Here is a 21,978-nt window from a genome sequence, read left to right on the forward strand (position 1 = left end):
TATGATGGAAGACAATGAGAGGACCGTGCGTGACTTACCGTCCCAGAGTCCGATGGAGGAAGAAAGTATAGGCATGAAGAACTGATTTAAATGGAAACGGCAGCCGCGGCTGCCGTTTTTTATTGTCGGAACAGCATAAATATGGCAATCTTTTTTCATAAAATCACCCGTATTGGAAAGGATTATCGGGTTTTGTGTCGAAAAACTAATCTATATATATTCGTAGGATGGATAGTTTTTAAGTCTGTAATCCTACTATTTTACTATTGATGGGGGGATATAAAGAAATCATTGTTTACAGGCCGAGCCGGTCGCGGCCATTTATTTGTTTCCTGCATAGTTTCCGTGTACCTTGTTATACGGCCAAATCAGACACATTATTACTTACAAGGCGGTGGACCCTGTGAAGGATAAAATATCCTCACTCAAAGCCAGTCTGCACAAGGCAGGCAAGTTGTTATCCAGCAAATTATCCGATGTTCAATTCAAACGAAAAATAGCGGGCGGAACCGGTTTTTCCGGAGGAGAAAACGTACTGAAAAGCATTGGCTTGCAAAACCTGCTCAAATCGGTCGGCGCCAAGCTGTTCCTCATCTTTTTCGTCAGCATATTGTTCTTTGTTTTGACGGTGGGCCTAACGTCCTATGTCATTTCCAAGGGCATTATCCAGAAAAAAGTGGCAAGCGCTACGGAGCAGACCATTACGTTGGCCGGCGAAAAGCTCGACCTGCTGTATGCGAATTACGAGGATCTGTCCATGCAAGTCGTGTTGGACAACGATTTGAAAAAGATGATTACCGACATTGAAGCGACCAGCAAAGGATCTTATGATAATTTGCTGCTGAGGCAAAAGATCGGCGAGAAACTGAATGTGTACTCCTACTCGAACAAAACGATCAAAGCCCTTTACTTGTTCAATGGCAACGGAGAGCCGATCAATACCGGTTCGACGTCGTTTAGCAAGGAGTCGCTGCTGCAAGAGAATTGGTTCAAGAAAATCGTAGAAAACAACGGCAAGGCGACCTGGCTTGAAACGCGGTCCAAAGGATTTGCCGAAGGCGGGACGACTTCCCCGGCTTTCGCCGTAGGGCGCGTGCTGAAGGGGCTAACCGGCACTACATCGGCGAGTGGGGATGCCGTGCTGATGATGGAGATCAATATTGACGCGATCGGCAAAGAACTTGGCGAAATTAATATGGGGGAAGGCGGCAGAACCGTTATCGTCGGCCCGGACGCCAAACTCCTGTATGATGCGAATCTGGCTTCCATCGGTGCCGACAGCGCCATTGGCGTAGCCTTGGATTCATTCAAAGAAGCGAACGGCAATTTGCTTAGCGACAAAAAAGACATGCAGCTCGTTTATTTTAAATCGGAGAAGACCGGCTGGCTGCTGATCGGGGCGATGCCGGTAGCTATGCTGGTGAAGGACGCCGGTTTCATTTTGATGATGACCTGGATTATGGCGGCTGTCGCAGCGGTCATTGCGGTCATCATCGGTTATTTGATCGCCCGGATGATCGGCAGGCCGATTATTATGCTGCGCAACCTGATGAAGGACGCCGAGGGCGGCGATTTGCGCGTACGCATGACCGTCATCAGCCAGGATGAAATCGGTCAGCTCGGCCTAAGCTTTAACGAGATGATGGAAAAAATTACAGCGCTTGTGCAGCAGACGAACCAGTCTGCGCAAGAGGTGCTGATCACCGCATCCGAGCTGTCGGAAGCATCCAAGCAGACGGCGACGTCAGCCAAAGAAATCGCCGTCGCCACCGAAGAAATCGCAAGCGGCGCTTCGAGCTTGGCCGTTGAATCCGAACGCGGCACCGAGCTGACGCACAACATCGGGCAGCAAATGAAAATCGTCGTCGAATCGAATGTCGTCATGGGAACCGCCGCATCCGAAGTGCAGCAATCTTCGGAGCAGGGGATTGTGTACATGTCGGAGCTGACGGGGAAAACGAACAAAACGGAATCGATGATCCGATCCATGGTCGAGAAGGTCGATCATTTGAAGGAGAGCACAGGCTCCATCCGTAAAATTCTCGAGATGCTGAACAACATTTCGAAACAGACCAATATTTTGTCTTTGAACGCTACGATTGAAGCGGCGCGGGCCGGTGCGGCCGGGAAAGGCTTCATGGTCGTTGCCGATGAAATCCGCAAGCTCGCGGATCAGTCGCGGCAATCCATCGCCGTTGTCGGCGAAATTACCGAGAAAATCCAAAGAGAAATCGATGAGACGGTCCAGGTGCTGTCGCAAGCTTACCCGATTTTCCAGGAACAGATCGTATCCGTCAAGGAAGCCGATCAAATCTTCAAAGAAGTGCAGTCGCACATGGGCGGGTTTATTGCGCAGCTGTCCGATGCGACCGAATCGATCAGCCAGCTCGAAGCATCGCAGCTTGTTTTGAACGATGCGATGACCAGCGTAAGCGCCGTGGCGCAACAGTCGTCCGCAACGTCGGAGGAAGTCGCATCGCTCAGCTCGGAGCAGATGAACATCAGCTCCGGACTCGTTCGCTTGTCGGACAAGCTCGAGGAGCTGTCGAACTCTTTAAAAGATTCGTTATCCCGTTTCCAAGTGTAGACTAGTTCTCAATAACGTCCGGCGTCCGTTCCTTTTGGGGAACGGACGCTTTTTTAGTATAATGCTATAAGATTGCCATCGTCTAAAAGAAAGTTTCGTCCAAAGCGCTATCTTATTACGGCAAGTCGACACCGTCAAATGTCCATTATCGGGGGGATTAGGTATGAAAAGAATATGTGTATTTGCAGGTTCCAACACCGGCAATTCTCCGGAATACGCTCAAGCTGCGAAGCTGCTGGGGCAAGAACTGGCTTCGCGAGAGATGGAGCTTGTCTACGGCGGCTCCAGAATGGGTCTTATGGGCTTGATCGCCGATACCGTGCTAGCCGGCGGGGGTAAAGCGATCGGCGTAATGCCGAAAGGGTTGTTTCGCGGGGAGATGGTCCATAGCGGGCTAACGGAGCTGCGGGAAGTGGACAATATGCATCAGCGAAAGGCTGCGATGTCCGAATTGGCCGATGCCTTCGTTGCTTTGCCGGGTGGGCTGGGCACGTTTGAAGAACTGTTCGAGGTGCTTAGCTGGTCACAACTCGGGATTCATCAAAAGCCGGTAGGGCTGTTGAATGTCAAACAATTTTATACCCCATTGTCCGCATTAATCTCACATGCGATTGGGGCTGGCTTTGCCCGTCCATCGAACATGGATCTATTTCTCGTGGAGGAACATCCTGCGGAACTAGTAAACGGCTTGCAGCGGTTTACCCGGACGGAGCAGCAAAATAAATGGGGGTCCGCTTGATATAAGAAGAAACCGGCTATTTCTGCCTTGACCGTGTCTTGCTGCAATTTCCGCTGCTTGCAGCGTTTGTCGAAACGTACTCCGGATCATAATGGTAGTAAAACTGCCGGAAGTAGGTGCCGTTTGACGAATGGACAGCGATAGTGGCAAAGACCGGATCGAGCGCGCAACGCCTATGGGTGAAGAGGGGAAGCTGAAGAAAAACCGCATTTTCATCGCCCTGCTCCTCATCGTCAGCGTGCTTTTGCTGTGGAATGCGCGTTTGTTCTGGATTCAGGTGGCGGCTTCCCGGAGTTTTGCCGGCCGAGGAATCGATCTGGTCGAGAACTCAGTCGTTCAGCGCGAGAAAGGGATTGTGCTGGACAGCGGAAGGGGCGACTTCTACGACCGCAGCGGCTTGTCCTTAACCGGTACGACGCTTCAAGTGCTCACGCTCTTTCCGATGAAGGAAGAACTATCGGACGAAGAGAAAAGCCGGCGGAGAAAAGAGACGGCTCAAGTCGCACAAATATTGAATATACCGGCGCAGCCGCTACATGATTTCATAAACGGCTTGAAATCGCCGCAAATCTGGAAGCGGGATGGACGTCCCGCTGCACTGACCGACGCTGAGGTGCAGCGCATAGAAGCGCTAGGGCTGGCGAACATAAGGGTCATGCCCTACAAGCTGCGCTACGGGGCGCCACAAGCTGCCGGGCAGGTGATCGGTTACATCGGTCAAAACCCGGAGCGGGTGACCCGGCAGTTTACGGATCAATTCCATAAAGGGGAGCTTCAGCTCACAAGCAAAATCGGCAACGCCGGGCTGGAAAAAACGTTCGAGCCTTGGCTGCAGGGCATCGGGGCAAGAACGGTTTCTTTATTTACCGATGCGGCCAAGCGGCCGCTGGGCGGTCTCGATCTACGGGAGGTCGCGCCGAACAATCCGTATTATCCGCTCAAAGTGATGACGACCCTTGATAGCGTGCTGCAGTCGCGCATTGAAGCGCGAATGGATCAGTTGGGTATATCGCAAGGGGCCGTAGTCGTGCTGGATGCAGGCAATGCGGATACGGTGGCGATGGCCAGCCGGCCGTATTTTGACCCGGAGCATATCGATTTGCAGCACGAGGACTGGAGCAACCGCGCCGTCAAGGCGGTCGCGCCGGGCTCGATCTTCAAGACGGTCACTGCCGCTGCGGCGTTGGAAGAGCACGTGACGGAGCCCGGAGAAACGTTTGAATGCGATGGGGAGCTCGGGGAGTACGGGTTCACATGCTGGAACAAAGAAGGTCATGGCCGCCTCACGCTGGAGGAAGGATTCGCGCAGTCTTGCAACATCGTCTTTGCCAAAGTGGCGCAGCGGCTAGGTGGGGACAAGCTGGAGCAATATGCGCGCAAGCTTGGGCTGGAGGTGCCTGTCGGATGGACGGGAGATGCTCCGGGCGTGAGCGTATTTCATCAGCTGGACGGCGAAGAGAAAGGCCAGATTTACCACAGCGACGCCTTGAAGAAAGACGGCGGCGCGTTGGTGCAAACCGCTATCGGGCAAAGGGATGTGCTCGTTTCTCCGCTGCAGGCGGCGAACTTGGTCGTCACGCTGCTGCATCAAGGCAAAGTGTTGTCGCCGCGCATCGTGGACGAAATACGTTTCCGCAATGATCGGCTGTATTACAAGTTTCCGGCTCAGCGGCTGGACACGGTGAAAGAGCGGGCGATTAAACCGGCAACGGCGAAGACGCTTCTGGAATTTATGGGAGAGGTTGTCGATTCCGGTACAGGCCAATCGCTTCGTTCCGCGAAGTGGGAGCTGGCCGGGAAGTCGGGCACGGCGCAAATGACGCTGAAGAATGGCCATCCGGGCGAAAATCATTGGTTTATCGGCTACGGTCCGGCCGATCACCCGCGCTATGCCGTCGCCGTATTGATCCAGAATGTGCCGGAAGGGCAGCCCAATAAGTCCGTTTCGCTGTTCAAGGAAGTGATGAATGTACTTGCCGGGAGCGGACAGGCGGCGAAGTCATAGCAGAGTGCGCTTCATCGAGGCAGCGATGCATGATTGCAAAAGCCGTTTAAGGCGATAGAAGCGGCATTCACCTTAAACGGCTTTTAACATGCATGGCGGTTAGACGAGTGGTACGGTCCACTCCGCCTTATCGATCCACGAGCGATCGGTGAATTCGCGGCCGCGGACGACAACCTGATGCGGATAAACCTGTACGTACATGCCTTGTGCCGAAGCGCCGCCGGAAGCCGATGTACCGCGGGTCCGGCCGACGGAAGCGTTGTTGAACCAGTGGAACGTGTTCTGCGTGTTGTAATGGTCTTCCCCTACAAAGCTGCGGTGCGTATGTCCCGACAGCACGAAGACGTTGCGGTACGGCTCCAAAATTTCACGGAACCGTGTAGCCCGGATCAGGCGGTGCGTTCCACCGTCGGTTCCGGGTTCGGGCAGCGGCTGATGAATGAACACGATCGCCGGTCTTCCGTCTTTATGCACTTTCATCGTCTCCGCCAGCCAGTCAAGCTGCTGGTCGGAATACCACGCGCCTTCGCCGACATCGGCTTTTTCCTGGACGTAAAGCTCCTGAGATACGAGGATGAGGTGCACGTCGTTCACCCATACGTCGATATACGGCAAATCTTTGTACCCGATAAATTGCTGAAACCGCTTCCTGGACATTGCGTCCGTTTTGCCGTTCGGCATCGTTTCGGTGGAGAAATGACCGTTCGCGTTCAACCAAATATCGTAATAATCGTGGTTGCCCATGTTGCCGTAAACTTTGGGCAGCTTGTATTCGTCCATGATGCGCCGAAGCAGCTTATAATCGCTTTCCCGGCCGAAGTCGGTTAAATCGCCGCCCAGTATGACGGTGTCCACCGGCGAATCGAAGTCGGATACATCCTTGAGCGCAAGATGCAGCTTATCCGTCATGGTCGAATCATCTACGGAAATATGCATGTCGCTGAGCAAAAAAAACGATAATAGCGGTTCTTTCGGTATTTCAGGTACGGCTTTCTCAGACGGGGCTTCTTCCGGTTGGCCGGCGGGTGCCGCTTCCGGGCCGCTTTCCGCTTTAAATTCCTCCTGTTTCAGCGCTTGAAATACCGCCGTGCCTCCCCCGGCGACCAGTGCGATGAGACCGAGCAATTGCTTGATGAACCTGCGTCGAGAAATCATAGATCAGACCCCTTCGGAACGATGCATTATATATTTGTTTAGTTAATTTATATTATATAGGAAAGGGAAACTTTTTTGAATAAGTGAAACATGCGGTTTTTCGCGAAGATGCCGGGAAATTAAAAAAATGCCGGCTCTCGGGAGAGCGGCATTTTTGGCGATGACGGAAACAAGAAACAAGGAGAGCTTATCCGTTCGATTCATGCGGCGGATAATCCGACTTCAGCGCTTCGACCGTATCGTACGACGCCGTTTCAAACACAAATTTGGCCGGTGCTTTATCCGTTTTATTTTTCACGATATGACCGTACACTTTGCCGTTTTTGTTGAATACGAACATCGTTTTATCGGGCTCATTCAACAGAATATACTTTTCGGACACGGACTGCTCACCTCCTTAGGCGGATAGTTCGCTATCGCATCGCAAAATCCTTCCGCCTATCGGTGAAATCAAGAGGAAATTTGTACCAGCCATCCGAACTCGTCTTCCAGCTCCCCGCGTTGTATGCCGGTTAACGTGTTGTAAAGCTTGGAAGACAGTTCGCCGGTCGTACCGCCATGGATGACTAGCCGCTCGTTATTCCAGTTCAACTCCCCGACGGGAGAAATGACGGCGGCCGTCCCTGTGCCGAACGCTTCTTCCAGCGTCCCGTTTTTGTGAGCTTCATACAGCTCGTCGATGGAAATTTGCCGTTCTTTGCACGGGATGTTCCACGAGCGGACCAATTGCAAAATGGAATTCCGGGTAACGCCGTCCAATATGCTGCCGTTCAAGGCCGGGGTCACTACGGTCCCGTTGATTTTGAAGAAAACGTTCATGCTGCCGACTTCTTCGATATATTTGCGATGGACGCCGTCGAGCCATAGCACTTGCGCGAAGCCGTGTTCCGCCGCCGCATCCTGCGCTCGGAGCGAAGCTGCGTAATTCCCCGCCGTTTTCGCCATGCCGACGCCGCCACGTACGGCACGAACATAGTCGGATTCGACATGGATTTTGACTGGATGGATGCCTTCGGCGTAGTACGAGCCGACCGGCGACATGATGATAATGAATTGATAGTGCGTTGAAGTCGACGCGCCCAAAGACGGCTGCGTAGCGATGATGAATGGACGGATATACAGCGATGTGCCTTGCTCCGCAGGGATCCAGTCCTGGTCAATGAGCAGCAGCTGCTTCAAGGCGTCAAGCGCAAACTCCTCGTCGATCGCCGGGATGCTGAGGCGGTCGTTGGAGTGGTTGAGCCGCTGGAAGTTTTTCTGCGGACGGAACAGCACGGTGCGGCCGTCCGGCGTACGGTAAGCTTTCAGCCCTTCAAATACGGTTTGGCCGTAATGGAATACTTTGGCCGCGGGATCAAGCAGGAGCGGTTGATACGGGATAATGCGCGGCCGATGCCAGCCCTGCTCCCCGTCATAATCCATAATAAACATGTGGTCGGTGAAATATTTGCCGAATTCAAGCTGGTCGGTAACCGGTTTCTTTTTTTTGTGAGAAGTAAGTTCAACTTCGATGCTGTTTGCCATCGGTACAGTCATCCCTTCTGAAAAGAGTGCTTTTGTTGAATTGTAGCACCTCTGAAGGTATATTTAAAATATCTTTTTTATCACATATTCATACCGAATAGGTATGGTAGTAGTGGAGGCGGATGAAATGGATATCCGGCAGTTGCGGTACTTTCTGGCCATCGCGAACGAGGGGCAAATTACGCGCGCGGCAAAGGCGTTAAACATCGAGCAGCCGCCTTTAAGCCGTCAGCTGAAGCTGATGGAAGAGGAGCTGAATGTGACGTTGTTCGACCGCAGCGGCCATCGGCTGAAGCTTACGCATGCGGGTGAGCTGTTGCGGCAAAAAGCGGAAGGGCTGCTGCTGCAGTTCTATGAAACGATTCAGGAAGTGAAAGAGGTGGACGAGGGCGTTCGAGGGGTGCTGTCGATCGGTTCGGTCGTCTCGTGCATCTCGCTTTTGCCGCCGATCATCGAAACGTTCCATGAACGGTATCCGGGGGTGACGTTCAAAATTAGCGAGGGCGATCATTTTCTGCTCGGGGAGCAGCTCGAGCGAAGAAGCATCGAGCTCATCGTCGCGAGGCTTCCTTTCGAAGCGGCGCATGACGCCCGGTCGTACTCGGTGCTGCCGCTGCCGTCCGATCCGTTCGTTGCCGTTCTGCCCGCGAGCTGGAGCCTGGCTTCCATGCATGAGGCGATCAAGATGATGGAGCTGGCGGATGTGCCCTTCCTGACTTTGAAAACCGACGAGACGACCGGCATGCACAACCGGGTGATGAACGAGTGCCGGCGGCACGGTTTCGAGCCGCGGGTCATCTGCGAATGCTCCAGCGTGGCGATCATTATCGCCCTTGTGGCGGCAGGCATCGGTGCAACGGTGTTCCCGAAATCCGTCATGGCTTCGTTCCCGCTGCCCGTTATAAAAATGCTGCCGATCGCGGACGCGGACTTTCAATACGATGTCGGCATTTTGTGGCTGAAGGACCGGTATTTATCGAAAAGCGCGCGGCACTTCATCGATATTTTCTCCGAATAGCGATGTACGGCGGCCAGAAGCGTTCCAATGGAGCGGGTTTGACAGACTCGCCCGGTCAAGGTAGTCGCTCGATCCATTCCCGCTTTTGGGTTGCCGCATGCATGAATCCGCCGGATCGGATAAAATGAGAGCAGGAACTTACACGCATCCGGTTCGGAGAAGCGATAATAATTAACGGGAGGATCATATGGTCGATTTTGAATGGTATCGAAGCTTCGTTTCGATTTATAAGCATAACTCGGTCTCGGAAGCCGCAAAGAGCCGCATCATGACGCAGCCGGCCATGAGTCAGCATTTAGCCGCGCTGGAGGCTGAGGTGGGCTGCCCTTTGTTCACCAGAACCGCAAGGAAGCTCGTTCCGACGGAAAGAGGGAAGGAGCTTTACTCGCAGCTGGCACCGCTCGTGGAGACGCTTGAGGAGACGACGATGAGCCTGAAATCCGCCTCATTGCCGGAGCTCAAAGTCATCCGGATCGGGTCGGCGCACGAGTTTTACCATGAAAAAATTCTTCCTCAGCTTACGAAGTACAAACTGTGTACGGTTTCGTATTTCGGAATGGCGGATGAATTGCTGGAATTATTGAAGGAAGACAAGGTAGACATTATTTTTACATCGAAAAAATTTGTCACCCCGGGTATCGAATATGTGAAGCTGTACGACGAGGAGTTTGTCATCGTGGCTCCTACAGAGCTGGATGTTCCCGACATGGCCGCTCTTCCCGCCAAAGAACGGTGGCTCTGCTCGCAGCAATGGATCAGTTACGGCTTGGAATTGCCGATTATACGGCGCATGTGGAGAGAACATTTCAAGAAACGACCGCTCATTAAGCCGGCGCATATCATACCGAACCTGCACATGATTTTGAAGGCGATCGAATACGGGGCGGGTATCAGTCTGCTGCCTACGTATCTATTGGAAAGCTCTGCGTGCGCCCGGGCAAAAGTCATATTCGAAGATTTGAAAGTACACAACGAGCTGTACATTGCTTATAAAATGAAACATAAACATTTGCCGCAAATGAAAGACATGTTGAACATCATCCGCGACGACGCCTAGGGTCAGCTGCTGAAGCACTGAGGCTGATCCTGCTTTTTTGCACGCGTTATATATAAATATATTTATGGATGTATTAATATTTCATAATTTGTTTTATATATGTTTTCGCCTTAAACTAACGATACGAAAGCAGAAATCAGTTAAATACAGGAGGCTGTAAAACATGGCAAAAAACATATTAATCGTCGTTACGAACCATACGGATATTGTGGAGGGCAAGCGGACCGGCATCTGGCTATCGGAATTTGCCGAGGCTTATTTAGGGTTCACCAAGCAAGGGTATGGGGTGACCGTGGCCAGCCCGCTTGGCGGAGCGGGTCCGGTCGATCCGGGCAGCATCGGCGAGAACACGCCGCAAGAGATGATCGAGACGAAACTGCACCTGGAGCATACGGTAAAGCTCGATGAAATATCGGCTGAACCGTTCGACGCGATCTTTTTGCCGGGCGGTCACGGAACGATGTACGACCTTCCCCGGAGTGAAAAGCTAAGGCAGCTGCTTCGCGAGTTTTATGAAGCAAACAAGGTGGTGGCGGCTGTTTGCCACGGTCCTGCGGGGTTAATCCATGCAACGCGATCCGACGGGCAGCCGCTTGTGGCCGGGAAGCGCATCAGCGCATTTACAAACCGGGAAGAAGCGGAAACGACGCTGGACCGGCATCTTCCGTTTTTGCTGGAGAGCAAGCTTCGTGAATTGGGAGCGATCCATACGGCGGCTCCGAACTGGACCGTTCATTACGAGGTAGACGGCAATCTGATTACGGGACAAAATCCGCAGTCTACCGTGGCTGTAACCGATACGGTCATCGCAAAATTGGAGGAAACGTCCGAAATGAGGAACACTACATTATAAATCTAAAGAAGAGGCGGGGGTTATCATGCGTTCAGACAGTACGGCCGGATCATCCGCAATGGCTTCGTCCAAAGGCTCGACCATTGCGTTATATGCTCTTACGCTTGGGGCTTTCGCTATAGGGATGACCGAATTCGTCATCATGGGGCTGCTGCCGGAGGTGGCATCTGATCTCCACGTTTCCATCCCCTCGGCCGGCCTGCTCATTACCGGCTATGCGCTTGGCGTCGCGGTCGGCGCACCGTTCATTACAATCGCCACGCACAAGATGCCGCGCAAAACGCTGCTTCTCCTGCTGATGGCGATCTTTATCGCAGGCAACGCGATCGCGGCGATCGCGCCCAATTATTCGATTCTGATGATCGCCCGCATCGTGGCGGCGTTGACGCACGGCTCCTTTTTCGGGGTCGGTTCCGTCGTCGCGGCGGAGCTGGTGCCCAAGGAGAAGCGCGCCGGGGCGATTGCCATCATGTTTACCGGGCTGACGCTGGCGAACATCCTGGGGGTGCCCATAGGGACGTTCATCGGCCAGGCGGCAGGTTGGCGCTCCACGTTCTGGTTAATTACGGCGATCGGCGTGATTGCGCTGCTCGGCGTCATCGCGCTCGTACCCAAAATTAAATTTGCCCATTCCAGTTTACGACAAGAGCTCGGCGTCTTGCGTCGGCCGGCTGTTCATGTGGCGCTGTTGATGACGGTGTTCGGATTCGGCGGCGTATTCACGGCATTCACGTACATTACGCCTATCCTGGTGGATATTTCGGGGTTCGCTTCGGGTACGGTATCCTACATTCTTGTGCTGTTCGGCATCGGCATTACGATCGGCAATATTTACGGAGGAAAGCTGGCGGACCGCAGCTTGCTGCCGTCGCTTACCGGGATTCTCGTGGCGCTTGCCGTCATTCTTGCTTTGTTCAGTATAACTGATCAGTATAAAATCCTTGCATTGATCACCGTCTTTCTACTGGGCATCGCGGCATTCGGCACCGTGCCCGGGCTGCAGCTCCACATGCTGAATACGGCGAAAGAGGCGCCGACGTTGGCATCTACGCTGAACATCGCGGCATTTAATCTCGGCAATGCGCTCGGCGCCTATTTGGGAGGCGTAGTCATCGACCTGCAATTCGGCGGGGGACTCCGTGCGGTTCCGTGGGTAGCCGCGCTCGTAACGGTCGTCGGCATTTTGTTTACGCTTTGGGGAATGCGGTTAAACAAAACGGTGCCGAGGCACACGATGGAGTAATCGTTATGATAGAATGATGTATCGCTCCGTTCGATAACGCGCTAATCATAGAAGATCAATCAATCGTAGGCTGCCGGGATTTCCCGGCGGCCTCTTGTCGATCTGGGGAAGGTGCCCAGGCTACCGAATATTAGGGAATTGATGATGCTGCCGTTCGGCGGGGCATAGACTATCAATGAATCGTTCAAGAACAACGGCTGTAGTTCATTTATTTGGAACGAGCGTTCGGGGTACTATGGCAAGTTAGTACTTTTCATTCCGGCGCATCAAGGTATACTGATAACAAAAGGACCCGCTTCCGAAAGAGGCGCGGTCCGGACAAGAGGTGGTGCAAGCATGAGCCGCAAATGGGTGGAAAAAGAAGGTCCTCTCTGGGTTGAACGGGGGATCGTCAGCCGGGAGCAGGTCAATCAAATAGTAAACTTGTATGAAGATAAAAAACATGCCGTCGGTCTGCTGCCGATATTGGGAAGTATTTTGGTAGGTCTTGGCATTTTGAGCTTTATCGCGGCCAATTGGCAGGATATCCCCGAGTTCGCGCGTCTGACGATGATCATCGTGTTTATGGCCGGTTTTTATGCCGCCGGAGAAAGGCTGGTGCGCCGCGGTCATGACAAACTCGGAATGGCCATCGTCAGTCTCGGAGTTGTCAGCTTCGGAGCCGGCATTATTTTAATCGGTCAAATGTTTCATCTGGTGGCTTACAATGCGTTTTCGTTTATTTTGTGGGCGTCGGCCGGCGCGTTAACCGCTTATTTGTACCGCAGCCGCTATTTGTATCTCATTAGCCTGCTGCTGTTTAATGTGGCGCAAATTTACAGCGTGTCCGAATTCGGCACTTTCAGCTACACTGCTTTTGTGTTGATGACGGTGGGACTCGGATGGTATGCCTGGCATCGACGCAATCCGCTGTTGATCGGTTGCCTTGCCTTTAGCATGACGCTGCACTCGATGCTGTGGACGACGTCCGGCGACATGAAATTCATTTGGATGTTCATCCCGGCTATGGCGCTGTATGCGCTCGGCGATTGGGTGAAGGAGCGTACGGAACGGTTCGCGCTGCAGTTCGCGCCGCTTGCCGCGGCATTCGTCTTCGGCATTTTCATGGTGCTGTTCTCGTTCGATTGGAGCGGTACGTACCTCCATGAGCATTTGCTGGCGCAGCCTGCCGCTTATTTGAGCCTTCTGGCTGTCTTGTTCGTGCTGTCCGTTGTCGGCAAGCTGCGAAGAGGCGCGGGGTCGGTGTCCAGCGCTTTCGAGTGGATATTGCTCGCTCCGTACTTGTATCTCCCGAATGGAATCGAGCTGATGTACCTGCTGGCGATGTTCTTTTTCTCGCTGTATGTGCTCTGGAGAGGATATGCGGAGGAATGGCGCTTCAAAATCAATGTCGGCACGGTGCTGTTTATTGTAGCTACGTTAATTGCCTATGGCAAGCTCACATGGGATTTCATGGACAAATCGTTGTTCTTTATTATCGGCGGCGTGCTGCTGCTGCTGCTCAGCTGGTTTTTGAACCGCCGCAAGAAACAGTTTTTTCATGACGGACGCGAAGGAGGGGAACGGTCATGATGGAATCGACCCGTACGAATAAGCGCCGTTCCTGGTTGCTCGCCGGACTTGTGCTCCTGCAAACGTTGGTATTGGCAGGTATCGCGGTCTCTTACTACGCGGTCGGCTGGTTTGGCCAGGAAATCCGCGTCAAGACCGTACCCGTGGATCCCCGGGATTTGCTCTACGGCGATTACGTGACGTTAAGCTACGATATCAGCCGGCTGGATCCGGGGCTGTGGAAAGAAGCCGGCCCTGCGCCGGAGCGGGGCGAGCCGATCTACGTCGTCTTGAAGCCGGGAGCAGACGGCTTGGCTCAGGCGGTCGGCGCTTACCGGACAAAGCCGGCGGTGCAGCCGGGGGAGATTGCGCTTCGGGGCAGCGTCAATTACAACTCGCCGGACTCGATCAGGGTGAAGTATGGCGTGGAAAAATATTATGTGCCGGAAGGTACCGGCAAATCGCTTGAAGAGAAGGCGGATCGGCTGGTCGTGCGCATGAAGGTCGCTCCGTGGGGGCAGGCGAAGATCGAGCAGTTGGAGGATCGGACGTAAAGAGAGAGGAGGCAGAGCCTCCTCTTTTGTTTTGGATTGGATTTGATTGGACTGGCTTGGCGCCATTTGCACCTTGATGTCTGAATCCAGTAGAGCGATCACATCTTCACATGCCGCATTTTATCCGGATTTCTGACCACATAGACGCGATGCACCCGGGAATCGAGAAGTTCAAACAGCATCATGCTGTAAGGCCGGCCGTTATGCAGGTGTACTATGCCGGGAGAGCCGTTGATGACCGCAGGCTGGGCGACCATAGAATCGGGGCGCTTCGAGTTGACGCCGAGCAGGAAGGCGGCCACCCGATCGGCGCCAAGGATGGGCCGGACAGCGGAGCGGACTTTGCCTCCGCCGTCGGAGAGCAAAATCGCATCCTCGGTCAGCAGGTGAAGGAACTGCTCCACGTCACCGGTATCGACTGCTTGAAGAAAACCGCGGACAAGCGGCTCCGTCGTTTGCAGTTCATCCGATTCCGCGGACGGCCGCTCCGCCTCCAGCTTCTCTTTGAGGCGGCTGAACGTTTTGCGGCAGGCGGCTTCGCTGCGGCCTAAAATTTCCGCGATGTCCTTGTAATCGTAGTCGAACGCTTGCCGGAGGACGAAAATCGCCCGTTCTACCGGGTTCAGCCGTTCCAGCAGCAGAAGAAGCGCGAAGGAAATATCGTCGTTGCGCTCTGCGAGCCATAAAGGATCGTCGCCGTGCGAAGCGGCGTCATACAGCAGCGGTTCGGGCAGCCACGGCCCGACATACTGCTCCCGCCGGACGCGGGCGGACTCCAGGTAATCGATGCAGCGGTGGGTGACGGCCTTGCATAAGTACGCTTTCGTATTGTGAATGGCTTCCGTGTGCAGCTTTGGGATCGTGAGAAACAAATCGTGCACGATGTCCTCGGCTTCCGACACGGCACCGAGCATCCGGTAGGCGATAGAAAACAGCAGCGGCTTATATTCTCGGTACCATTGTTCCATTGGAGGTTGTGACATGATGAGCCGCTCCTTTCTTTATGCGTTACATTCGATAATCGTGAATCGATGCCGCCCCTGCCGCCAAACCGTTATCCTGCGTAACCTTTGCCCTCGCCGTAAGCGGATGACGCCTCGCGAAGCTGCGCAAGGATGAGCTCCGCGGCCGTTTTGGCGCTGGCGCAGGACGCGTCGACGAGCATCGCCTCGCCGCCGACCCAGTCGCCTGCGGCGTAAAAGCCGGGAAGGCCGGTGCCGTCGCAGGCGATCCGGCCGCGCTCGCCGCCCGAATCGGCGGTCGGCAGCGCGTGCATGACCGTTACATGCGGCAGGAAGCGGCGCGTAACGACGCGGTCGCGCCAGCCGGGCTGCAGCAGCTCGAGCATTTGCTCCAGCTCGGCAAGATCGCGGTCCGCATCGGCGTCATCGTCGACGCTAAGATATTTGGCGGCGTGCAGCACCGCATGGCCCGGCTGTTCCGTCAGCAGCGCAGCCTGCGAATGGTTGGAGAAGTACAGCGGTCGATCCAGCCCGAGAGCGAAATTGCGGCTCGGGTGCGGCAAGGAGGCCAGCATGAGATCCAGGCAGGCCGCCTGCACCGGCCGCTGGGCGGCAGCAGCGAGCAGCGGGGCGGATGCGCGGCCGCCGATTAGAGCGGCGGTCTCCCGCGGGCCCGCAGCGGCGAGCACGCTTCGCGCACGGAGCGCACGGCCCCCGGCCAGCGCAACGCGCAGCTGAGGCTGCGCGCCGCTCACCGCTAGCGCCGGCGTACCGGCAGCGATGACCGCGCCGAGCTGTTCCACGCGCTCGCGCAGCAGCCGGACGACCGTCTGCCAGCCGCCATCCAGATAGAGCGCGCCGCCGCCGCTCATGCGGCGCAAGACGGTGCCCGCGCTGATCTTGGCCGGATCGGCGCTGTATGTGGACAAGCGGGCCAGCATGGTGAGCAAATCGCGGACCTTCGCGCTCCCTATATGCGCTTGAAGGAAATCGCTGAACGAGGTCCAGTCCCACTGGGCCGTGTACGTATGGCTAAGCCCGGTAATGAAGGCGGCGAACTCCGTTTTTTCCTTGAAGCCGAGCAAGGAAGTCATGAACAGCTTCCACGGGCTTCCCGGCAGTTCCGTCAATTGGCCATGTTCGATCAGCTGAGCGTTTTGCAGCGCAAGCAGCTTGCCTTGAGGCTCGATGCCGAGCGCGTTCCAGATGCGACTTGCTTCCGCTTTTTGATATAAGGCATGGGGGCCGAGATTCAGCATGCCGCCGTCCCGTTCCGTCGTCTGCGCTCTGCCGCCGAGCCGGGACGCTTTTTCAAGAACGATCAGGCGTTTCCCTTGGCTGGAAAGCAGGACAGCGGCCGTAAGGCCGGCTAATCCGCCTCCGATGATGACTGCGTCCCACTCCGTCTGTTCCCATTCGGTGTTCCAATTCGCACTGGCGTTCATGGTTTGTTCCATCCTTTGCACGTTGATGTACATGAGACGGAACAGCGCGTAATTTTGTGACATGGATGAACCAAGGTGAAAGAGTAGCTACATTGTAGCATGAAAAGCTTGCTATTTCGCATGACTCTTACTAAAATGTGAATAACTTGCAGGACGGAAACGGAAGGAGGGGTAACTGGACGATGAGTGAACAGCAGCCGTGGGATAAAGAACTGAATCGTATGCTTATTTTGGACCGAAGCGGGGATTTCGGGGAATCGGATGTGCTGTACCCTTTTGCGCTGGAGGAGCTGCTCTGCCGGCACGTCGGAGAAGGCGGCGCGCCGCTTCTTCATCTGTGGAGACACCCGCGCGCATTCGTGATGGGGCTTCGGGACAGCCGTCTGCCGGCGGCGGGGAAAGCGGCAGCATGGCTGGAGGGGCAAGGATACGCCGTTGCGGTGCGCAATTCCGGCGGCGCGGCGGTTCCTCTCGATCCGGGCGTGGTGAATGTGTCGCTTATATTGCCGAAGATGCGCCAGGGCGATATCGACTTTCATCAAGATTTTGAGAGGATGTACCGGCTGATCCGGGAAGCGCTTCGGGAAACGGGCGCCGGCGTGGACAAAGGAGAGATCCAGGGAGCTTATTGCCCGGGCGACTACGATCTGTCCATCCGCGGGCGCAAGTTTTGCGGCATTGCCCAGCGCCGTCAGGCGCATGCCTATGTCGTACAGGCCTTCGTCGTCGCTGCGGGCTCGGGCGAAGCAAGGGCGCAGCTGGCACGGGGTTTCTATGAGAGAGCGGCGGCGGCAGAAGGGGGAAACGCAGGCTCGGCGACAGCGGCCGCAGCGGACAGTACAAGCCCGGTTTCGGCGGCGGTTATCGGCATGTCCGCGACGGCGAACTATCCTCAAGTAACGGTGAGCAGCATGGCCAGTCTGGAGCAATTGACCGGTCTTGACGGCGGGCGCGCCGCGGAGCAATTCGCCGAAGCAGTGAAGCGGGTCATTCGACAGCGGCAGACGCAGGAAGGTTTGCAGTCTGCGTCCGAGCGCCTGTGGCTGCCCGGGCGGGAGCAGGTGACGGAGATGATAAACACGCTCCGAACCAGATACGGCATCCAACGTTGAAAAATGAGAGCAGGCGAGGCGGAATGATCATTCGATCGCGCCCCCTGCTCTCTTTTTGTTGCGCGGGTCTACCTGCAAGCTTTCGCATGTATACGTAACGAATTCTTTTGAAGCGTAAGAAAGGTAATTGTCCTTTTGCCAGCTGATCGCCAAATGCCACGGAATCGATGGCTCGATCAAGAGGATGGTCTTAACTCTTGTCGGATCCAGCAGCCGGCAAATGGTCTCGGGCAGCAGGGCGATTCCCAAATTTTCCGCGACCATTTCGCTGATGAAATCCCATTGGGAGCTCTCGCAAACGACCGCAGGGTCGAACCCCGCCTTCCTGCACTCCGCCGGGATCACTTCGTGAAGGTGAAACCCTTCCCGAAACAAAATGAAAGACTCATTCTGCAGATCGGACAATTTCACCGCATTGCAAGCGGAAAAGGGGTGCGCGGGATGGACGAGAAGCTGCAAGTCGTCATTAACGATTTCGATATAATCGAACGCATCCGGGGCAACGGGAAGCGCAAGCACAGCCAAATCCAAATTGCCTTGAAGCAGTTGTTTCTCCAGGCTTTTCGACCCGTCTTCTATGATTTTGATGCTGATGCCCGGGTATTTTTGATGAAAGCCGGAAATGATTTTGGAGAAAAACCGCGATCCGGTCATCGGCGGAATGCCCATGCGGATCGTTCCGGTTTTCATGTTTTTGATCGCATCCAATTCGCTCGCAATGTTGTGGAACGATTGAATGATCGCCTGTCCTTGCCGGTAGACGACATGACCTGCGTCGGTGAGCTCCAATTTTCTTTTTGTCGATCGCAGCAGCAGCGCCATCCCGATTTCGTCCTCCAGGTTTTTCACCATTTTGCTTACGGTAGGCTGCGATACATATAGCTTCTCCGAAGCTTTGGAGAAGCTTTGATGCTTGGCTACTTCTACAAAATATTGCAAATGCCTGATATCCATAGAATAGGTGTCCTCCATTTATAGATGATGTCTATATTATATATTCTATTTATTCATTTTACACATAAAAAACGCGCGATTATACTTAGTACTATGTTCAATGAATTCACAGCCGGCGGGCGGGAAATCGCAGCGGGCTGCCGATTGGAGAAATGCATCATGAGAATCGCTACCATTATTATCTCTCGTTTCATGCCGGTTTGGATTGTTGTTTTTGCCGCAGCCGGCGTTTTTTATTCCGAACGATTCGAAAGCTGGAGTATCGCCACCGGTCCGGCGCTAGGGTTGGTCCTGTTTCTTATGGGACTAACGATGGACCGGAGCCGTCTGGGCGTCCTGCTCAAGCACCCCAAAATGCCTTTGCTCGGTTCGCTCGGCAAATGGCTGATCGGGGCCGCCGTTTCCGTTGCGGTCGGTTTGTTGTTTTTCGGTTTTTCCGAATTTTATTACGGCATCGTGATGGCGGGCATCGTTCCTAGCGGGACGTCGGCCAACCTGAATGCGTTGATCGGGAGAGGTGACCTCGCTTTAAGCATTGCGATGTCGGCCTTCGACACGCTGATTGGGCCGCTGCTTACGCCGGTTTTAGCCAAATGGTTGATCGGCTCCGCCGTACACTTCGAATATTGGTCATTTCTATGGAAGATGATGAAGATCGTGTTTGTACCCTTACTATCCGGCATCGTCCTCCAACGCTTCTTCCCGCAATCGGGTCAAGCGGTGAAACCGTACGCTTCGATCTTGTCGGCCCTTTCGCTGTACGTGGTTGTGCTCGGGATCGCCGCGAACGGCAGTGGGCCGCTCTTAGAGCATGCGTCCGTTTTGCCGAAATTGTTTGCAGCCGTAAGCCTCCAGATCGTATTGCAGATGGTTTTAGGTTACGGGTATGCGGTATGGATCGGCTGCGGCGACGCGGAATGCAGGTCGATGCTGTTCGAAGTAGGCATTTGCAACACGGCGCTATCCACTGTGCTTGCCAATGATGCCTTCGGCCCGCTGGCCGGATTGGCTTCGATGGCGAACATGGTATGCAATTTGACGCTGGGAAGCTTGGCGGCAGTTATTTTAAGCTCCACTCCGCTCCGCTCTTCTACCGTATCGTCGGCATCGGCATAAACGGCAAAAAAACAAGGCCATACGTAACCCGGAATCTTTGCCGCTAGGTCGGTCAATCTGCGGTGCAGCGCCTCCATATGTACCAGGACAACCGCGTGTTGGGTCGATCCATTGAAGCAGGTTTCGTCCCAATCGGGCCTGAAGTATAATAAATGGAACGGACGACCGAAAGGGAGTGGAACTTCTCGTGGATCAACAGCTCAGCGGCATTGTTTCTTTTATCAAGGAGCTCGAACGCTTAAAGGATGTAACCCGGACCGCGTGGACGGCGGAAGGAAGGCAGGAAAGCGTAGCTGAGCATTCATGGCGGCTTACGTTATTTGCGTTTGCGCTGGAAGATTGTTTTCCGGACCTCGATATGAACAAAGCGATACGCATGTCTCTCATACACGACCTCGGGGAAGCATACGGAGGAGATATTTCCGCTGTCTTGCAAGTGAATGAGAAGGACAAGCTGCAGTCCGAGGAGGAGGCACTGCACCGATTATTGGCGCCGCTTCCGCAAAGCATGCGCGAGCAAATTTTCGAATTATGGCACGAATACAACCAAGGCGAGACGAATGAAGCCAAGTTCGTAAAAGCGATCGATAAAATGGAAACGATTATTCAACACAATCAAGGCTACACCCCTTCGAATTTCGATTATGCGTTTAATTTGGAATACGGAAAAAGATACGCTCTTCATGATCCTGTGTTGAAGTCATTGCGAGAGAAAATTGACGGAGAAACGATGGCTAAAATCAAAAAAACGTAGCATTGGGACTCGGAGCGTGTAACTAGAGCGGTCACGGGTAGATTAAATGATTGATGCATTGTTATAAAAAATGAAGCCTTCAATTTCCGCTTTGCCGGTGGTTTTGAAGGCTTTTTCGTGCATACCGCGGCGCGTATTATGCCCGCGCTGTTCCGCAGCAAACTTCTTACCGGTTTGCCGGGTAACCCGTTACCCCAAAAAGCGCTTTAACATCCAGGGCAGCTCCTTTTGCCAAAAGCCCCAAATATGCTTTCCCGGCTTCTCCGCATATTCGGGACAGCAGCCTTTTGTTGCCAGCGCTTGCCTCGTCATACGGTTTTCCGCGAGAAAATCAAACGTGCCGCGCTCCGTTTTGACTTCCGTTTCCTCGGTGCCGATCAATTGAAGCAGCGTGAGCCGCGACAAATCTGACTCGATCTCGATGCGGTCCCGAGTCGACTGTAAAAATGCACCGGATAAGGATATAACATTGCAAAATAGGTCACGATAATCTAAGGCAAGGTGCAGGGAAACCGTTGCGCCTAACGAATCCCCCGCCAAGATCCGTTCCTCGGCGAAAGGGCGTACCGGATAGGTCCCCTCTATATACGGGATAAGCTCCTCGGCGAAAAAACGGCAGTACGCGGCAAAGCGTTCTCCTTCCGGGGCGTACTCGGAAGTGCGGATTGTTTTGTCGACATCGACCCCTACGATGATGGCCGGTTCTACGCCTTCGTCGAAGATGAGCCGGTTCATCGTTGTGGAGATGCGTCCGAAATTGAAAAAATCTTCGCCGTCCTGACAGTAAACGACAGGATAGGACAGAAGTTCGTTATACCCTGGCGGCAAACATACCCTAACGGATCTTTCGTAGCCGAGCACGGCGGATGGAACTTCTTCTTTTACAATCGTGCGTTTGTAGTAATGCTGGTCGTCCAACGGAATTCCTCCTAATGACTGCATGTTCGTCTCGGTGATTGAGAAGCAATTTGTTGCCATGGAATCGAATTTACTAAAATATGGAAGATGCCGCGGTCCGATTAGGTTCCGTAATGGATGAAAATAATGGAAACAACTTTTCAGGGTTAACGGACTTCATAGCAAAAATTGAAGGAGTGTCCGCCCCATCATCAGCCATAGTCGGATGCGATCGGTGTTAATGTATCGGGCTTTTTTCAAGATCAACGATGTCGGTTGCACTGATCGCGGAATCTGTCCGGCGCTTGGTTGGTTACCGTTGTATTATAATAGTTTTGTCGTTTTTCTCGAACTGTACTATATAATTTACAAAACTGTTATAGTTATATTCATTGGACAAAATCATATTTTTCAAGTAAGTTCTTGTGCTTGGAACAAAAACAGGTTTATAA

General features: G+C 53.9%; 19 protein-coding genes. 12 read left to right on the plus strand and 7 right to left on the minus strand.

Annotated features, from left to right (window positions below):
• Window positions 1-403 precede the first annotated feature (403 nt).
• From ACFQI7_RS35465 to ACFQI7_RS35475, 3 genes are all read left to right on the plus strand, one after another.
• A complete protein-coding gene (locus ACFQI7_RS35465; RefSeq protein WP_218101997.1) occupies window positions 404-2,587 on the plus strand; it encodes a methyl-accepting chemotaxis protein in 2,184 nt (727 codons plus the stop codon).
• A 163-nt stretch (window positions 2,588-2,750) separates the two neighbouring features.
• Complete coding sequence (locus ACFQI7_RS35470) at window positions 2,751-3,326, plus strand: LOG family protein (protein ID WP_218101996.1); 576 nt, start codon at window positions 2,751-2,753, stop codon at window positions 3,324-3,326.
• A gap of 130 nt (window positions 3,327-3,456) precedes the next feature.
• Window positions 3,457-5,331: a peptidoglycan D,D-transpeptidase FtsI family protein gene (locus ACFQI7_RS35475; protein WP_230415483.1), complete on the plus strand. Its 1,875-nt coding sequence runs from the start codon at window positions 3,457-3,459 to the stop codon at window positions 5,329-5,331.
• A 99-nt stretch (window positions 5,332-5,430) separates the two neighbouring features.
• Here the strand turns inward: ACFQI7_RS35475 and ACFQI7_RS35480 are convergent, their stop codons facing one another.
• The 3 genes from ACFQI7_RS35480 to ACFQI7_RS35490 all read right to left on the minus strand — a co-directional run bounded on the left by ACFQI7_RS35480 (window position 5,431) and on the right by ACFQI7_RS35490 (window position 8,010).
• A complete protein-coding gene (locus ACFQI7_RS35480) occupies window positions 5,431-6,486 on the minus strand; it encodes a metallophosphoesterase family protein (protein WP_218101995.1) in 1,056 nt (351 codons plus the stop codon).
• 187 nt (window positions 6,487-6,673) lie between these two features.
• The gene (locus ACFQI7_RS35485; RefSeq protein ID WP_218101994.1) at window positions 6,674-6,868 is read right to left on the minus strand and encodes a hypothetical protein; all 195 of its coding nucleotides are present in this window, start codon (window positions 6,866-6,868) and stop codon (window positions 6,674-6,676) included.
• 68 nt (window positions 6,869-6,936) lie between these two features.
• Window positions 6,937-8,010: a branched-chain amino acid aminotransferase gene (locus tag ACFQI7_RS35490; RefSeq protein ID WP_218101993.1), complete on the minus strand. Its 1,074-nt coding sequence runs from the start codon at window positions 8,008-8,010 to the stop codon at window positions 6,937-6,939.
• Between the two features lie 127 nt (window positions 8,011-8,137).
• Between ACFQI7_RS35490 and ACFQI7_RS35495 the strand changes: the two genes are divergently transcribed.
• The 6 genes from ACFQI7_RS35495 to ACFQI7_RS35520 all read left to right on the plus strand — a co-directional run bounded on the left by ACFQI7_RS35495 (window position 8,138) and on the right by ACFQI7_RS35520 (window position 14,286).
• Window positions 8,138-9,028 carry a LysR family transcriptional regulator gene (locus ACFQI7_RS35495; protein WP_218101992.1) on the plus strand — a complete coding sequence of 297 codons (891 nt, stop codon included), beginning with the start codon at window positions 8,138-8,140 and terminating at the stop codon, window positions 9,026-9,028.
• A gap of 187 nt (window positions 9,029-9,215) precedes the next feature.
• On the plus strand, window positions 9,216-10,085 hold the full coding sequence (locus ACFQI7_RS35500) for a LysR family transcriptional regulator (protein WP_218101991.1): 870 nt from the start codon (window positions 9,216-9,218) through the stop codon (window positions 10,083-10,085).
• Between the two features lie 163 nt (window positions 10,086-10,248).
• On the plus strand, window positions 10,249-10,938 hold the full coding sequence (locus ACFQI7_RS35505) for a type 1 glutamine amidotransferase domain-containing protein (protein WP_218101990.1): 690 nt from the start codon (window positions 10,249-10,251) through the stop codon (window positions 10,936-10,938).
• A 25-nt stretch (window positions 10,939-10,963) separates the two neighbouring features.
• Window positions 10,964-12,181, plus strand: coding sequence for an MFS transporter (locus ACFQI7_RS35510; protein ID WP_218101989.1), 1,218 nt, complete (start codon window positions 10,964-10,966; stop codon window positions 12,179-12,181).
• A 336-nt stretch (window positions 12,182-12,517) separates the two neighbouring features.
• Window positions 12,518-13,753, plus strand: a complete 1,236-nt coding sequence (locus ACFQI7_RS35515; protein WP_218101988.1) for a DUF2157 domain-containing protein — start codon at window positions 12,518-12,520, stop codon at window positions 13,751-13,753.
• Complete coding sequence (locus ACFQI7_RS35520; protein WP_230415481.1) at window positions 13,750-14,286, plus strand: GDYXXLXY domain-containing protein; 537 nt, start codon at window positions 13,750-13,752, stop codon at window positions 14,284-14,286. Before ACFQI7_RS35515 ends, ACFQI7_RS35520 begins: the two co-directional genes overlap by 4 nt.
• Window positions 14,287-14,384: 98 nt before the next feature.
• Here ACFQI7_RS35520 and ACFQI7_RS35525 read toward each other — a convergent pair whose 3' ends face one another.
• Both ACFQI7_RS35525 and ACFQI7_RS35530 read right to left on the minus strand, forming a co-directional pair.
• Window positions 14,385-15,269: an RNA polymerase sigma-70 factor gene (locus tag ACFQI7_RS35525; protein WP_218101987.1), complete on the minus strand. Its 885-nt coding sequence runs from the start codon at window positions 15,267-15,269 to the stop codon at window positions 14,385-14,387.
• A 71-nt stretch (window positions 15,270-15,340) separates the two neighbouring features.
• Window positions 15,341-16,693 carry a phytoene desaturase family protein gene (locus ACFQI7_RS35530; RefSeq protein ID WP_218101986.1) on the minus strand — a complete coding sequence of 451 codons (1,353 nt, stop codon included), beginning with the start codon at window positions 16,691-16,693 and terminating at the stop codon, window positions 15,341-15,343.
• 182 nt (window positions 16,694-16,875) lie between these two features.
• On the opposite strand from ACFQI7_RS35530, the gene ACFQI7_RS35535 reads away from it, so the two are divergent.
• A complete protein-coding gene (locus ACFQI7_RS35535; RefSeq protein WP_218101985.1) occupies window positions 16,876-17,805 on the plus strand; it encodes a lipoate--protein ligase family protein in 930 nt (309 codons plus the stop codon).
• A 27-nt stretch (window positions 17,806-17,832) separates the two neighbouring features.
• Here ACFQI7_RS35535 and ACFQI7_RS35540 read toward each other — a convergent pair whose 3' ends face one another.
• Entirely contained in the window at window positions 17,833-18,759 is a 927-nt protein-coding gene (locus ACFQI7_RS35540; RefSeq protein WP_218101984.1) for a LysR family transcriptional regulator, read from the minus strand.
• Window positions 18,760-18,918: 159 nt separating this feature from the next.
• On the opposite strand from ACFQI7_RS35540, the gene ACFQI7_RS35545 reads away from it, so the two are divergent.
• Window positions 18,919-19,875 (plus strand): bile acid:sodium symporter family protein, encoded by a 957-nt coding sequence (locus ACFQI7_RS35545; protein WP_218101983.1) that lies wholly within the window; start codon window positions 18,919-18,921, stop codon window positions 19,873-19,875.
• Between the two features lie 187 nt (window positions 19,876-20,062).
• A complete protein-coding gene (locus ACFQI7_RS35550) occupies window positions 20,063-20,629 on the plus strand; it encodes an HD domain-containing protein (protein ID WP_218101982.1) in 567 nt (188 codons plus the stop codon).
• 189 nt (window positions 20,630-20,818) lie between these two features.
• On the opposite strand, the gene ACFQI7_RS35555 is transcribed toward ACFQI7_RS35550, so the two are convergent.
• Entirely contained in the window at window positions 20,819-21,547 is a 729-nt protein-coding gene (locus ACFQI7_RS35555; protein WP_218101981.1) for an alpha/beta hydrolase, read from the minus strand.
• Window positions 21,548-21,978: the final 431 nt, after the last annotated feature.

This window comes from Paenibacillus allorhizosphaerae, from assembly GCF_042659105.1.
Classification (GTDB): Bacteria; Bacillota; Bacilli; order Paenibacillales; family NBRC-103111; genus Paenibacillus_G; species Paenibacillus_G allorhizosphaerae.

What these genes read in the sequence shown, in the direction of transcription:
- ACFQI7_RS35470 (WP_218101996.1), top strand. Translation starts at nt 2,751, where the DNA reads ATGAAAAGAATATGTGTATTTGCAGGTTCCAACACCGGCAATTCTCCG.
- ACFQI7_RS35475 (WP_230415483.1), top strand. Translation starts at nt 3,457, where the DNA reads ATGGACAGCGATAGTGGCAAAGACCGGATCGAGCGCGCAACGCCTATG.
- ACFQI7_RS35480 (WP_218101995.1), bottom strand. Translation starts at nt 6,486, where the DNA reads ATGATTTCTCGACGCAGGTTCATCAAGCAATTGCTCGGTCTCATCGCA.
- ACFQI7_RS35490 (WP_218101993.1), bottom strand. Translation starts at nt 8,010, where the DNA reads ATGGCAAACAGCATCGAAGTTGAACTTACTTCTCACAAAAAAAAGAAA.
- ACFQI7_RS35495 (WP_218101992.1), top strand. Translation starts at nt 8,138, where the DNA reads ATGGATATCCGGCAGTTGCGGTACTTTCTGGCCATCGCGAACGAGGGG.
- ACFQI7_RS35500 (WP_218101991.1), top strand. Translation starts at nt 9,216, where the DNA reads ATGGTCGATTTTGAATGGTATCGAAGCTTCGTTTCGATTTATAAGCAT.
- ACFQI7_RS35505 (WP_218101990.1), top strand. Translation starts at nt 10,249, where the DNA reads ATGGCAAAAAACATATTAATCGTCGTTACGAACCATACGGATATTGTG.
- ACFQI7_RS35510 (WP_218101989.1), top strand. Translation starts at nt 10,964, where the DNA reads ATGCGTTCAGACAGTACGGCCGGATCATCCGCAATGGCTTCGTCCAAA.
- ACFQI7_RS35515 (WP_218101988.1), top strand. Translation starts at nt 12,518, where the DNA reads ATGAGCCGCAAATGGGTGGAAAAAGAAGGTCCTCTCTGGGTTGAACGG.
- ACFQI7_RS35520 (WP_230415481.1), top strand. Translation starts at nt 13,750, where the DNA reads ATGATGGAATCGACCCGTACGAATAAGCGCCGTTCCTGGTTGCTCGCC.
- ACFQI7_RS35525 (WP_218101987.1), bottom strand. Translation starts at nt 15,269, where the DNA reads ATGTCACAACCTCCAATGGAACAATGGTACCGAGAATATAAGCCGCTG.
- ACFQI7_RS35530 (WP_218101986.1), bottom strand. Translation starts at nt 16,693, where the DNA reads ATGAACGCCAGTGCGAATTGGAACACCGAATGGGAACAGACGGAGTGG.
- ACFQI7_RS35535 (WP_218101985.1), top strand. Translation starts at nt 16,876, where the DNA reads ATGAGTGAACAGCAGCCGTGGGATAAAGAACTGAATCGTATGCTTATT.
- ACFQI7_RS35540 (WP_218101984.1), bottom strand. Translation starts at nt 18,759, where the DNA reads ATGGATATCAGGCATTTGCAATATTTTGTAGAAGTAGCCAAGCATCAA.
- ACFQI7_RS35545 (WP_218101983.1), top strand. Translation starts at nt 18,919, where the DNA reads ATGAGAATCGCTACCATTATTATCTCTCGTTTCATGCCGGTTTGGATT.